Source organism: Agrococcus sediminis (assembly GCF_007923295.1).
In the GTDB taxonomy this organism is placed as follows: Bacteria; Actinomycetota; Actinomycetes; order Actinomycetales; family Microbacteriaceae; genus Agrococcus; species Agrococcus sediminis.
Genome location: NZ_VOIR01000012.1, coordinates 374,767 through 387,478, shown reverse-complemented (window position 1 = coordinate 387,478; position 12,712 = coordinate 374,767). Strand labels below are relative to the sequence as shown.

General features: G+C 74.9%; 13 protein-coding genes. 3 read left to right on the top strand and 10 right to left on the bottom strand.

Going from position 1 to position 12,712, the window contains the following annotated elements; all coding sequences use genetic code 11:
• Positions 1-2 precede the first annotated feature (2 nt).
• From FQ330_RS05540 to FQ330_RS05520, 5 genes are all read right to left on the bottom strand, one after another.
• Complete coding sequence (locus tag FQ330_RS05540) at positions 3-473, bottom strand: DUF427 domain-containing protein (RefSeq protein ID WP_146355854.1); 471 nt, start codon at positions 471-473, stop codon at positions 3-5.
• A gap of 34 nt (positions 474-507) precedes the next feature.
• Entirely contained in the window at positions 508-1,758 is a 1,251-nt protein-coding gene (locus tag FQ330_RS05535; protein WP_225792701.1) for an MFS transporter, read from the bottom strand.
• Positions 1,759-1,769: 11 nt separating this feature from the next.
• A complete protein-coding gene (locus tag FQ330_RS05530; protein ID WP_128189332.1) occupies positions 1,770-2,189 on the bottom strand; it encodes a MarR family winged helix-turn-helix transcriptional regulator in 420 nt (139 codons plus the stop codon).
• A gap of 166 nt (positions 2,190-2,355) precedes the next feature.
• The gene (locus FQ330_RS05525) at positions 2,356-2,793 is read right to left on the bottom strand and encodes a hypothetical protein (protein ID WP_146355850.1); all 438 of its coding nucleotides are present in this window, start codon (positions 2,791-2,793) and stop codon (positions 2,356-2,358) included.
• A 62-nt stretch (positions 2,794-2,855) separates the two neighbouring features.
• The gene (locus FQ330_RS05520) at positions 2,856-4,127 is read right to left on the bottom strand and encodes a phosphotransferase family protein (RefSeq protein ID WP_146355848.1); all 1,272 of its coding nucleotides are present in this window, start codon (positions 4,125-4,127) and stop codon (positions 2,856-2,858) included.
• 96 nt (positions 4,128-4,223) lie between these two features.
• Here FQ330_RS05520 and FQ330_RS05515 point away from each other — a divergent pair, with 96 nt between their 5' ends.
• Positions 4,224-5,858, top strand: a complete 1,635-nt coding sequence (locus FQ330_RS05515) for a sensor histidine kinase (RefSeq protein WP_146355846.1) — start codon at positions 4,224-4,226, stop codon at positions 5,856-5,858.
• Positions 5,843-6,505 carry a response regulator transcription factor gene (locus FQ330_RS05510; protein ID WP_146355844.1) on the top strand — a complete coding sequence of 221 codons (663 nt, stop codon included), beginning with the start codon at positions 5,843-5,845 and terminating at the stop codon, positions 6,503-6,505. Before FQ330_RS05515 ends, FQ330_RS05510 begins: the two co-directional genes overlap by 16 nt.
• A 19-nt stretch (positions 6,506-6,524) precedes the next feature.
• On the opposite strand, the gene FQ330_RS05505 is transcribed toward FQ330_RS05510, so the two are convergent.
• The 4 genes from FQ330_RS05505 to FQ330_RS05490 form a co-directional block, all read right to left on the bottom strand.
• Complete coding sequence (locus FQ330_RS05505; protein ID WP_146355842.1) at positions 6,525-7,640, bottom strand: phosphotransferase; 1,116 nt, start codon at positions 7,638-7,640, stop codon at positions 6,525-6,527.
• A gap of 97 nt (positions 7,641-7,737) precedes the next feature.
• Positions 7,738-8,211, bottom strand: coding sequence for a MarR family winged helix-turn-helix transcriptional regulator (locus tag FQ330_RS05500; protein ID WP_225792700.1), 474 nt, complete (start codon positions 8,209-8,211; stop codon positions 7,738-7,740).
• Entirely contained in the window at positions 8,208-8,825 is a 618-nt protein-coding gene (locus FQ330_RS05495) for a CE1759 family FMN reductase (protein ID WP_146355840.1), read from the bottom strand. Before FQ330_RS05495 ends, FQ330_RS05500 begins: the two co-directional genes overlap by 4 nt.
• A complete protein-coding gene (locus FQ330_RS05490; protein ID WP_146355977.1) occupies positions 8,822-10,033 on the bottom strand; it encodes an LLM class flavin-dependent oxidoreductase in 1,212 nt (403 codons plus the stop codon). The genes FQ330_RS05495 and FQ330_RS05490 overlap by 4 nt, the downstream gene beginning before the upstream one ends.
• Before the next feature lie 220 nt (positions 10,034-10,253).
• Between FQ330_RS05490 and solA the strand changes: the two genes are divergently transcribed.
• Positions 10,254-11,402, top strand: a complete 1,149-nt coding sequence (gene solA / locus FQ330_RS05485) for an N-methyl-L-tryptophan oxidase (RefSeq protein ID WP_146355837.1) — start codon at positions 10,254-10,256, stop codon at positions 11,400-11,402.
• Here solA and FQ330_RS05480 read toward each other — a convergent pair.
• Positions 11,368-12,654 carry an MFS transporter gene (locus FQ330_RS05480; RefSeq protein ID WP_146355835.1) on the bottom strand — a complete coding sequence of 429 codons (1,287 nt, stop codon included), beginning with the start codon at positions 12,652-12,654 and terminating at the stop codon, positions 11,368-11,370. The two genes, solA and FQ330_RS05480, sit on opposite strands and share 35 nt — an antisense overlap.
• Positions 12,655-12,712: the final 58 nt, after the last annotated feature.

Sequence of the window (12,712 nt, the reverse complement as noted above, 5' to 3'; positions counted from 1 at the left end):
GGCTACCAGCCGCGCGTGCCCGGTGCGCCCTTGAAGGGGCCGGTGACGCGCGAGGTGATCCAGCCTCCGTAGAAGCCGCCCTCCTGCGGCACGACCTGCTCGCCGTCGACCTCGACGCGGTCCATGCGGCCGGGGTAGATCGCCACGTGGTCGCGCAGCGCCTCGAAGCCGGGCCGCGGCACCGGGTAGGTCCACGCCGCCCCCTGCTCGGAGCGGTCGCCGCCCGAGACGGTCAGGTAGCTCGCGCGGCCCTTCCACTCGCACACGCTCGCGCCGGGCGCCTGCGACAGCGCGCCCTCGACGAACGCGTCGCGCGGCAGGTAGTAGGTGGGCGGATGGCTCGTCTCGAGCACCCGCAGCGATGCGCGCGTCTCGGCGATCACCTCGCCGCCGAGCACGACGCGCACGAGCTCGTCGCTCGGCTCGACCCGCGGCGGCCGCGGGTAGTCCCACACCGACTCGACCTGGCGCATCCGATCCCCCCTCGCACCGCCTGCGGCGGCATGGTCACTTCACGACGTCGACGGACTCCGTCGCCGGCGGCAGCGTCAGCGTGCCGGTGCGGCTCATGCGGTCGTCGCGGCGGGCCTTGATCCACCAGACGGCGCCGAGGGCGAACGCCACCAGGCACGTGACCGACGCGACCATGATGCCGGCGCGGGGACCCCACGCATCCGCCACCCAGCCGACGATCGGCGCCCCGATGGGCGTGCCGCCCATGAAGACGGCGCCGTACAGCGCCATGACGCGACCGCGCATCTCGGGCGCGCTCGTGAGCTGCACCATCGCGTTCGCGTTGGTCATGAACAGCTGCGCCGTGAAGCCGGCGACGACGAGCGCGACCCCGAAGACGATGATGTGCGGGGCGACGGCGGCGAAGGCGCACGCGAGCACGAAGAGGCCGATGCCGCCGATGATGAACGTCCAGCGGGGCCTGGCGGAGCGGGCCGCGAGCAAGGCGCCCGTCACCGAGCCGATCGCCATCGCGCTCGAGAGCACGCCGAAGGTGTCGGCCTCGGCCTGGTACTCGACGCTCGTCATGGTCGAGATGTAGATGGGGAAGTTCAGGCCGAACGTGCCGAGGATGAACGCCATCGCGAAGACGATGAGCAGGTCGCCGCGCTTCCGCACGTAGCGGAAGCCCTGCACGATGTCGCCGAAGCCCTTCGCGCCGCGCGGGCTCGGCTGCAGCTCGGAGGTGCGGATGCGCATGAGCGCGACGAGCATGGCGATGAACGTGAGCGCGTTGATGAGGAAGACGGGGCCGGGCGCGACGAGCGCGATCAGCACGCCCGCGACGGCCGGGCCCACGAGCCGGGCGCCGTGGAACGAGGCGGAGTTCAGCGCGACGGCGTTGCCGATGTCGTCCTGCCCGACGAGCTCGGAGACGAAGGCCTGGCGGGCCGGCATGTCGAACGCCTGCACGATGCCGAACGCGAGCGCGAACAGCTGCACGTGCCACAGCTCGACGACGCCCGCCGTGACGACGACGCCCAGGATGAGCGCGAGGAGGCCCATCGCCGACTGGGTGACGAGCAGCACCTTGCGGCGGTCGTACTTGTCGGCGATGAGGCCTGAGACGGGCACGAGCAGCAGCTGCGGGCCGAACTGCAGCGCCATGTTGATGCCGACCGCGGTCGCGTCGTTGGCGGTGAGCACCGTCAGCACCGTCCACGACAGCGCGGTCGACTGCATCCACGCGCCGACGTTCGAGATGAGCGCGCCGGTGAACCACGTGCGGTAGTTGAACAGCCGCAAGGACCGGAACATCATGCTTCGGCCAGCCGCTCGATGAGGGGCACGGCCTTCTCGAGGATCTCGCGCTCGGCGGGGTCGAGCCGCTCGATGGCGGCGGCGAGCGCGCGGTTGCGGCGCTCGCGGGTCTCGGCGATCATCGCGTCGCCCTTGCCGCTGATGCGGAACACGACCATGCGCCCGTCGCTCGGGTGGTCGCTGCGCTCGACGTAGCCGAGCGCCTCGAGGTGCTGCAGCGTCTTCACCATGCTCGGCGGCTTCACGCACTCGGCCGCGGCGATGCGGGCGAGGGTGGGCTCCTCGAGCTGCTGCATGGCGCCGAGCGCCGAGAGGTGGTGGAGCGAGAGCGACTCGTCGCCCCGCTCGCGCCGCATGCGGCGCCCCATGCGCACGAGCGCGACGCGGAGGGAGTCGGCGAGCGCGTTGGAGGGCATTTCGTTAGTCTACCTCACGACCTCGGGGGTCGTCCACCGCGGCGGCGGCCCCTCGGCGCCGACTGGGGCAGCTGCGCCCGACCGGGGCCGGCGCGCCCGCCCCCGTCGGGCGCAGGCGCCCGAGTCACCGCGCGGAGCGGCCGCTCGCCGCGCGGGCGACGGCGCGTCAGTCGTTCGAGGCGGCGGATGCGGCCGAGACGGCCGAGACGGAGTCGGCCGGAGGCGCGGGCACGGGCTGCGGGGCAGGCTCGGGGGCGGGGGCCGGCGCGGGGGCCGGGGCCGGGGCCGGAGCCGGGGCGGGCGCGGGGGCCGGTGCGGGCGCCGGCGCCGGAGCCGAGGACGCCGAGGGCGTCGCCGTCACGGACGGGGTCGCGGTGGGCGATGGCGCCACGATCGGGCTCGCCGCGGCCTTCTCGAGCATCTCGGCGACGGCATCGCCGGCGCCCTGGCTCACCGCGTCGCCGCGGATCTCGGCGCCCGCGATCGGGGTGCCCGTCGCATCCTGCACCGACATCGCGTTGGCCACGCCCATCGCGCCGATGCCGAGGGCGCCGAGGCTGAGCACGCCGGCGCTGCCGACGAGGATCCACTGGGAGCGCTGCATGCCTCAAGCATCCCCGCCGCGGGTGAGGTGCCGCCGAGGCGCGCATGAGAGCTCTCTCATGATCACCCCAGGGCAGCGGCATCGGCATCGGGCTCGAGGAGCCGCACGCCGAGGTCGAGCTGCGCGCGGGCGGTGTCGAGGTCGCCGCGCTCGGCGGGCCCGAGCGCGTGGGCGAGCACGTGCACGGCGGTGCGGTGCGCCACGCGCGCGGCGCCGGCGCGGCCGTCGGCGAGCCAGCGCGCCGCGGCCGCGTCGAGCAGCCGGCGGAAGCCCGCCGCGCGCCCGGCGTCGGCGCGGGCGAGCGCGATCGACGCCACCAGGTGCCCGAGGAACGCCGCCTCGTCGTCGGCCGGGTCCCCGAGTCCCGCCGTGTCGATGTCGATGAGCCCCGAGACGGCGCTCGCGTCGGCCCCGTCGACGAAGAGCTGCCCCACGTGCAGGTCGCCGTGCACGGTGCGCCGGGCGTCGTCGGGCACGGCGAGGGCGGATGCGTCGGGCTCGGCCAGGCGCGCCTCGAGCGCCGCGACGAGCACGAGCGCGTCGCCCGCCTCTGCGCCGCGCCCGTCGGCGCAGCGCGCGAGCGCGGCCCGCAGCCGGGTCAGGTACCAGTCCTGCCGCAGGGCGAGCGAGTGCCGCGCGTCGGGCCCCACGTCGACCGCGCCCATCCGCTCGCGCAGGGCATCGATCGAGTCGAGCAGCCGCTCCGGGTCGAGCTCGTGCAGCCGCGATGTGAGCGGCACGCCCGCCGCGGTCTCGGTGAGCACGATGCCGAGCTCCGACCATCCGGTGATGTGCGGCACGGGCACGCCGCCCGCGCGCAGCGCCTCCTGCAGCCGCACGATCGAGGCCGACGACTCGGGGCGCACGATCTTGAGGTACGTCTCCCGGTCGCCCGCGCGCATCCGGAACATCGCCCGCTTGCCGGGTCGGTAGACCAGCAGCTCGGGCCGCCGGTCGATCGAGACGCCGAGCCGGCCCATGAGGGTCGCCGCCGCCTCGGGGAACGACGCGGGGGCGAGCGCGGGCAGGCGCGGGTCGGCCGGGTGCAGCCAGATGCGGGCCTCGGGATGCTCGGGGTCGCCGAGCACGAGGCCGGTCTCGGCCTCGACGCGGCGGCCGGAGGTGTCGACGTACCAGTAGCGGGTGGCGGGGGAGCCCGCGGCGCCGTCGCCGGCGCCCACCTCGTCGCGCAGCTCCTCGAAGCCCGTGAGCGACCCCGCGCCGAAGGGCTCGCGACTCAGCACGCGGAGGCGTCCCTGCAGCTCGTCGCCGAGCGCGTCGCGCAGCAGCTGCTCCTCGGCGCTCGCGCGCGCCGTCGACCGATCGCTCTCCACGCTCCGATCTCACCAGATCCGCGAGCCCGTCGGGGCCCGCGTGAGGCTTCTCTCACGCAGGCGCCCATGCCGAGGCCCGCGCGGTTGAATGGGGGCATGCCCGCCGGAGCCCGACCGAGCCTGCGCACCTGGACGGTGCGCTCGCGCATCGTCGGGCTGCTCACGCTGCTGTCGCTCGTGACGGTCTTCGTCGCCGGCGGCGTCGCGTACGTCGTCGAGCGCAGCCGCGTGCTCGAGCAGATCGACCGCAACCTCGAGGCGGCGCTCGACGCGGGCGGCTTCACGGTCGCGCAGCAGGAGTGGGAGTCGGCCGACCAGGCGCTGCAGGCGATCGTGCAGCGCCTGGCGCCCGACGACAACACGGGCACGCTCGGCATCGTCGACGGCAGCGCCGCGTGGAAGCCGGGCGTGCAGACCGACGTGCAGCTCGAGGCGCTGCCGGGCTTCGTCGAGCGCATCGTCGCCGAGACGGCCGGCGGCGAGATCGTGATGGGCACCTACGCGCAGGACGGCCGCACCGTGCGCTACCTCTCGGCGCCCGTCATCATCGGCGAGCCGGCCGCGGGCGAGCCGCCGAGCGCGGTGTTCGTCACGGGCTACGACGTCGCCGCCGAGCTGGCCGAGCTCGACGAGGCCGCCCGGGTGTTCTCGCTCACGGCCCTGCTCGCGACCGCGGCGACCTTCGTCATCGGCCTGCTCGTCTCCGGCCGGCTGCTGCGGCCCATCCGCCGCATGCGCGAGGTCGCCGAGCGCTCCTCCGAGGCGAGCCTGACGGAGCGCATCCCCGTCGGCGACAGCCGCGACGACGTCTCGCAGCTCGCGGTCACCGTGAACGGCATGCTCGATCGGCTGGGCGGCGCGCTCGACAGCCAGCGCGACCTGCTGCGCGACGTGGGCCACGAGCTGAAGACCCCCATCACGATCGTGCGCGGCCACCTCGAGCTCGTCGACGAGCACGACCCGGCCGAGGTCGCCGAGACGCGCGCGCTCGTCATCGACGAGCTCGACCGCATGGCGCGGCTCGTCGACGACCTGCGCGCGGCCGCGCGGCTGCGCGACGCCGACGCCTTCGCGATCCGCGAGACCGACCTGGCCGCGCTCACCGAGCAGATCGCGATGAAGGCCCGCGGCGTCGAGGGCGCGGCGCTCGAGGAGCGCGTCGAGTCCGCGCCCGTGCTCGCCCGGCTCGACCCGGGCCGCATCACGCAGGCGATGCTGCAGCTCGTGGCCAACGCCGCCCGGCATGCGCAGGGCCCGATCGCGATCGGCTCGCGGCAGCGCGGCCGCGACGTCGAGCTCTTCGTGCGCGACCGCGGGCCGGGCGTGCCCGACGAGCTGAAGGCCGTCATCTTCGAGCGGTTCCGCCGCGGGGTCGCCGAGGGCCGCGGCGACGACGGCTCCGGCCTCGGGCTCGCGATCGTCGCGCTCATCGCCGAGCGGCACGGCGGCAGGGCGTGGGTGGCGGATGCGGGCGCCGGCTCCGAGTTCGTCCTCACGCTGCCGGGCGCGGTCGTCGCGCCGCCGGCGCAGGGCGCCGCCGCGGCGCCCGTCGCGCCCCCGCCCGTCGCGCCCCCGCCCGTCGCGCCGCACCCGGCTCGCCCAGGTGCCGCAGCGCATCCGACCCCCGTGGCGCCGACCGGGGCCGCCCGCCCGGGTGCCCCGTCGCATCCGCCCGCCGACCCCGCCGCGAGCCGCGCGATTCCCGAGGAGCAGCCATGGCATCGATCCTGATCGCCGAGGACGAGGCGCGCATCGCCGCGTTCGTCGAGAAGGGGCTCACCGCCGCCGGCTACTCGACGCGCGTCGCCCCGACGGGCCCGGAGGCGCTCGACCTCGCCCTCACCGACGAGTTCGACCTGCTCGTGCTCGACATCGGGCTGCCCGGCATGGACGGCTTCGAGGTGCTCTCGCAGCTGCGCGGCTCGGGCTCGACGATGCCGGTCATCATCCTCACCGCGCGCGCCGGCGGCGCCGACACCGTCGCGGGGCTCGAGGGCGGCGCCGACGACTACATGCCCAAGCCCTTCCGCTTCGACGAGCTGCTCGCGCGCGTGCGGCTGCGGATGGCCTCCAACGGCTCGGCCGCCCACGCCGCGGCCGCGCTCGCGCACCAGGGGCTCGAGCTCGACATCCGCACGCGCCGGGCCAGGGTCGACGGGCGCGAGGTCGACCTGTCGGGGCGCGAGTTCGCGCTCGCGGAGGAGCTCGTGCGCAACGCCGGCCAGGTGCTCTCGCGCGAGCAGCTGCTCAGCCGCGTCTGGGGCTACGACTTCGACCCGGGCTCCAACGTCGTCGACGTGTACGTGCGCTACCTGCGCAACAAGCTCGGCGCCGACCGCATCGAGACGGTGCGCGGCATGGGCTACCGGCTGGTCTAGCCGCTCGGCGTCGCCCCGCTCAGCGCGCGGCGACCCGCGCGAGCTCGAGCGCCCGGTCGAGCAGCAGCTCGGCGGCGCCCGGGGCGCGCTCGGCGGCACGGATGCCGTGGCCGAGCAGGTGCAGCACCGTGAGCGCCGTCGTGTGCGGGTCGCGCAGCCAGCGGTCGGCGGCCGCGTCGGCGATGGCCCGCAGCTGCGCGGCGTCGCCGTCGCGCCCGGCCGCCTGGTTGCGGGCGGCGCTCGCGGTCGCGTGGCCGATGAAGGCGGCGCTGTCGTCGGCCGGGTCGCCGAGGCCCGCGGTGTCGACGTCGATCACCGACGACACCTCGCCGCCGTCGAAGAAGAGCTGGCCGATGTGCAGGTCGCCGTGGACGACCCGCGGCGGACCCTCGCGCCGCACGTGCTCGAGCAGCGCGGGCAGCAGCCGCTGCGCGTCGGAGGCGCGCCCCGGCAGCCCGCCGGCCATGCGGTCGACGTGCCAGTCGACGCGCGAGCCGACCGACGCGCGCGCGATGCGCCGCGTCTCGACCGTCAGCAGCCGCTCGCGCAGCGCGTCGACCGCGTCGAGCAGCTCGCCCGCCGGCATCCGCGCCGCGGCGACGGGCCCCGGCGTGCCGGTCGCGTCGCGCACGACGACGACCCCAGCGGGGCTCCAGTGCGCCACCTCGGGCGCCGGCACGCCCGCGGCGCGGCACGCCTCGTGGATCGCCGCGAGATCCTCGGCCTCGCCCGGCCGCACGACCTTCACGAACAGGTGCACGCCGTGCTGCGTGAGTCGCACGACCGCGCGCCGGCCCGGCCGGTAGGCGAGCACCTTCGCCTCGACGGGGCCGCTGCTGTCGGCGGCGGCAGAGATGCGGGCGATGCGCTCGGGGTCGACCGCGGTGCGCAGCGCGGGCAGGCGCGGGTCGAGCGGATGCTTCCAGATGCGGGCGACGACGACGCCGTCGCGCGAGCGGATCACGAAGCCCGTCTCGACGGGCACGGCCTGCTTCGAGCTGTCGACGAACCACTCGCCCGCGTGCTCGCCGCTGTCGACCGTGAAGCGCGCGATGCTGCCCTCGCCGAACGGCTCGACGGCGATGAGGCGACCGGCGACGCCGATCGCCTTCTCCAGCAGCCGCTGCTCCAGCACGGCTCCATCGTTCCAGTTCCGGGCTGGGACGCGCCCGTCCGCATCCACAGGACGGCGCGGATCCGCACCGCCGCGTCAGCCTGCCGGGCGCCCGGCGTCAGTCGTGCGCGTCGCCCGGGTCGCTCGCCCGACCGTCGAGCAGCCGCGCCCGCAGCGGGCCGAACACCCGGTCGAGCACCTCGAGCGCCTCGCGGTCGAGGTCGCCGAGGAACAGCTCCTCGACGTGCCGAGCGTGCACGGGCCGCGCCTTGCGCAGCCTGGTGCGCCCCGCATCCGTGAGCACCGCATCCGTGCCGCGCCGGTCGGCGGGGCAGGGCTCGCGCGAGACGAGGCCCGCCTTCTCGAGCGCCGCGACGCGGTAGGTGAGCCGACCCGGGGCGAACGCGAGCGCGCGTGCCAGGTCGCCCATGCGCATCCGCCCTTGCTCGGCCTCCGAGAGCACGAGCAGCACGTTGAAGTCGCCGAGGTCCATGTCGGCCGACTCCTTCAGGCGCCGCTCGAGCTCGTTCTCGAGCAGGCGCGAGCCCTCGAAGTACCCGCGCCACGCCCGCGGCGCGAGGCCGCTCGTCACGCGTGCCCCAGCATCTGCTCGAACGAGACGAACGCCTCGCCCGACTCGTCGAACGGGTCGGCCTCGCGGCGCCGCGGCAGCGCCACCATGAGGTCGGCGAGCTCGCGGCCCTCGCGGGCGATGCGCCGGTCCAGGCCGGAGTCGGAGCCCCAGTCCTCCGAGGCGGCGAAGACGCCCGTCGGCACGACCTGCGCCTTGAGGTAGGCGAACATCGGCCGCATCGCGGTGTCCATCACCATCGAGTGGCGCGCCGAGCCGCCGGTCGCGCCGAGCGCCGTCGGGATCGACGCGAGCTGGCCCTCCTCGATCACGTCGAAGAACGACTTGAACAGCCCCGAGTACGACATGTTGAAGGTCGGCGTGACGGCGATGATCGCCTCCGCGTCGACCACCTCGGCGATCGCCGCGGCGAGCGCCTCGGACGGGTTGTGGGTGAGCATGTGGCTCGCGATGTCCTGCGCGAGCGGCCGCAGCACCACGTCGACCGCCTCCGAGTGCTGGCCGTGGTCGGCGAGCGCCTTGAGCGTCGCGTCGCGCAGGCGGTCGGCGAGCAGCTTCGTGCTCGACGGCTCCCCGAGACCCGCCGAGACGACGGCGATGCGCGGCTTCGTCATGCGACCTCACGCCCCTCGCTGCCGCGGCCGCCCGGCTCGCCGGCCTGCCGCGCGATCGCGGCGCCGGTGTCGAGGTCGCCGCGCACGCCCTGCTCGCGCCAGGCGCTGCCCTGCTCGCCGAGCTGCGTGCCCGCCTCGCGGGCCGCGGCGACGCGCGCGGCGTGGGTCGGCGCATCCGGCACGCCCGCCTGGCGCACGCTGTCGAACTCGCGGCGCAGCACGGGCACGACCTCGGTGCCGAGGATCTCGATCTGCTCGAGCACCTCCTCGAGCGGCAGGCCGGCGTGGTCGACGAGGAACATCTGGCGCTGGTAGTCGCCGGCGTAGTCGCGGAACGCGAGCGTCTTCTCGATGACCTGCTCGGGCGTGCCGACGGTGAGCGGCGTCGCCTCGGTGAACTCCTCGAGGCTGGGCCCGTGGCCGTACACCGGCGCGACGTCGAAGAACGGCCGGAACCGCTCCTTCGCCTCGCGCTCGGTCGGCTTCATGAACACCTGGCCGCCGAGGCCGACGATCGCCTGCTCGGGCTCGCCGTGGCCGTAGTGCGCGAAGCGCGAGCGGTACAGGCGCACCATGCGCTCGGTGTGCTCCTTGTTCCAGAAGATGTTGTTGTGGAAGAAGCCGTCGCCGTAGTACGCGGCCTGCTCGGCGATCTGCGGCGAGCGGATCGAGCCGTGCCACACGAACGGCGCGACGCCGTCGAGCGGGGCGGGCGTCGAGGTGTAGCCCGTGAGCGGCGTGCGGTGCTTGCCCTGCCAGTTGACGACCGGCTCGTGCCAGAGCTTGCGCAGCAGCGCGTAGTTCTCGATCGCGAGCTCGATGCCGTCGCGGATGTCCTTGCCGAACCACGGGTAGACGGGGCCGGTGTTCCCGCGGCCGAGCGTCAGGTCGACGCGGCCCTCGCTCAGGTGCTGCAGCATCGCGAATTCCTCGGCGATCTTCACCGGGTCGTTCGTCGTGATGAGCGTCGTCGCGGTCGAGAGGATGAGCCGCTCGGTCTTCGCGGCGATGTATCCGAGCGTCGTGGTGGGGGAGGAGGAGAAGAACGGCGGGTTGTGGTGCTCGCCCGCGGCGAAGACGTCGAGGCCGACCTCCTCGGCCTTCTGGGCCATCGCGACCCACCCCTGGATGCGCTCGTGCTCGGTGGGCGTGCGACCGGTGGTCGGGTCCTCGGTGATGTCGCTGACCGAGAAGATGCCGAACTGCATGCTGCTCATGGGGTGTCCTTCCGTCACGGGCAATTCTTTCAAAACTGAACGACTTGTGCAACGGTGCCGTACCCCAGGCTATTCCCTGCGCCTCGACGCGCCCCGAGCGCCGTCCGTCAACCGGCTCCGTGCGTGTCCGGCCGGACTATCCGGCCGCAGCCGCGCGGAGCCGGTTGGCCGACGGCGCGCCCCGAGCGTCGTCCCGAACTAGGGTCGAGGGATGCGAGCGGATGCGGTGGGCCAGCACGTGGCGGACGTCGCGGTCGTGGGCCTCGGCGCGATCGGCTCGAGCGCGGCCTGGCGCCTGGCGGCGCGCGGCCTCGACGTGGTCGGCATCGAGCAGCACGAGCCCGGCCACCCCTGGGGCGGCTCGCACGGCCGCACGCGACTCTTCCGCGTCGCGTGCCTCGAGCACCCGGGGCTCGTGCCCATCGCCCGCCGCGCGCGCGAGCTCTGGCGCGAGCTGGAGGCCGCGAGCGGCGAGCAGCTGCTGCTCGAGACCGGCGGCATCATGATCGGCCAGCCGGGCTCGCGCATCATCGAGGGCACGCTCGCCGCCGCCGCGGCGCACGGCCTGCCGGTCGAGCGGCTCGACGCCGACGAGCTCGCCCGCCGGCTCCCGGGCCACGCCCGACTCGATCCGGGCGACGTGGGCCTGTGGGACCCGGAGGCCGGGGTGCTGCGGCCCGAGGCGGCGATCGTCGCCGCCGTCGACGCGGCGCGCGCGGCGGGCGCCACCATCCGCACGGGCGAGCGCGTGCTCGCGATCGAGCCCGACGCATCCGGCGTCACCGTGCACCTCGCGGGCGGCGACGTGCGCGCGCGCCGGGCGGTGGTCGCGGCCGGGCCCTGGCTGCCGCAGCTCGTGCCGGGCCTCGCGATCACGCCCCACCGCGTCGTCATGAGCTGGTTCCGGGCGCGCGAGGGCGGCGACGCGTCGATCGAGCGCATCCCGCTCTTCATCCGCTCGGTGCCGGGGCACGACGCGTGGATCTGGGGCCACGGCGCGCTCGCCGGCGACCTCGCGAAGGTCGGCCCCGAGTTCGACGGGCCCTTCGAGGCCGACGACCCCGACGCGATCGACCGCGAGATCCACGCGGGCGAGACCGAGGGCATCCGCGACCTCGTCGCCGCGACCTTCCCCGATCTCGAGCCGGAGCCTGCCGAGCTGACGACCTGCATCATGGCCCACACGCCCGACGGGCAGTTCGTCGTCGGGCCGACGGATGCGTCGGACCGGGTGGTCGTCGCCGGCGGCTGCTCGGGGCACTCGTTCAAGCACGCATCGGCGCTCGGCGAGCTCGCCGCCCAGCTCGCCGTCGACGAGCCGCCGTTCACGGAGATCGGGTTCCTGGATCCTCGTCGGTGACGCCCTCAGCGGCGTCGGCGGGGGAGCGCTGCGCGCGGCTCAGCAGCACGAACGGCACCGCCACGGCCGAGAGCGCGCCGCTCAGCAGCAGCGAGAAGCCGTAGCCGCCGAGGTCGGCGCTGCGGCCGAGGAGCGGCTGGAACGCCGAGCTGCCCGCCGAGCCGAGCAGCGAGTCGAACGAGAGCACGGTGGCCCGCTGCTTCGACGGGATCATGTCGTTGAGGTAGGCGCGGTGCACCGGGTCGTCGATCGCCGTCATCACGCCCCAGACGGCGACGAGCGCCACCGCGACCCAGAAGTCCTGCACGAGGCCGAGCGCGAGCAGCACCGCCGTGCTCGTGGCGGCGGCGAGCAGGATCGTGCTCGTGCGCCGCGCGAACAGGCGCCGCACGAGCGGTGCGATCGCGCCGCCGAGCATCGCCGCGCCCGAGAGCAGCGCGGCGGCGAGGCCCGCGATCGAGTAGGCCTCGGGATCGCCCCAGAGCTCGAGCAGGTGCGGCTGCAGGGCGTAGAAGACGTAGAAGCCGACGCCGGCCGTGAAGGGGCTCGCGAGCAGCAGCCACCGCACCGGTGCGCGCGCGAGCCCGTGGCGCCACGAGGCGACCAGCACGGCGCGCGTCGCCCGCACCGAGCCGGCGCCGCGCTCGGGCGCGAAGCCGAGGTCGTGCATGAGCAGCGCCGCGACGGCGAGCATGACCACGAGCACCCCGGCGCGCACCAGGAACGGCACGCCGAGGTCGGTCAGCTGCGCGATGACGCCGCCGAGCACCGAGCCCGCCAGCATCGCGGCGCCGCTCACGACGAGCGAGCGGCCGAACACCGCCTCGAGGCTGCCGCGATAGCCGGTCGCCTCGAGCGCGTCGACGAGCCACGCGTCGACCGCGCCCGTGAAGAAGGTGAAGCCGAGGCCCAGCAGCACCGAGACCGCCGCCCACGCCCAGAAGGGCGCCTGCCAGAGCCACATGAGCCAGTAGAGCGTCGTCGTCGCGGCGAGCGTCGCCGTGCCGAGCAGGTAGGAGGCGCGGCGGCCGAGCGTGTCGGCGACGACGCCGGTGGGGATCTCGAAGACGAGCACGCCGACCGTGTAGAACGCGTTGGCCGCGAACGCCTCGAGGTTCGTCAGGCCCGCGTCGAGCAGGAACAGCGTGTTGATGCCCCAGATGAACGACGCGGCGAGCGTGTTGCCGAGCACGAGCACGTAGTAGGTGCCCTGCACGCGGCGCGGGCTGGGCAGCGCGCCGGATGCGGTCATGGCGCAAGCGTGGCACGGGCGGCGGTGCCTCGGTGGATCGGGTCCGCCGCCCGGGACG